At 64.9% G+C, this 225-nt stretch carries 1 pseudogene; it reads left to right on the top strand.

Annotation, left to right across the window (positions count from 1 at the left end):
• Positions 1 to 225, top strand: a pseudogene (gene tuf / locus ACYP33_RS24485) (elongation factor Tu); the annotation flags it as partial.

Here is a 225-nt window from a genome sequence, read left to right as displayed (position 1 = left end):
GCGACGACACGCCGATCGTGAAGGGTTCGGCCAAGCTGGCGCTGGAAGGCGACACGGGCGAGCTGGGCGAAGTGGCGATCATGAACCTGGCCGATGCACTGGACACGTACATCCCGACGCCGGAACGCGCAGTTGACGGCCTGTTCCTGATGCCGGTGGAAGACGTGTTCTCGATCTCGGGTCGCGGCACGGTGGTGACGGGTCGTATCGAACGCGGCATCGTGA

It is taken from the genome of Burkholderia sp. 3C (assembly GCF_054589155.1).
The sequence above is the reverse complement of the archived record's forward strand: the minus strand, read 5'-3'. Positions and strand labels throughout refer to the sequence as shown.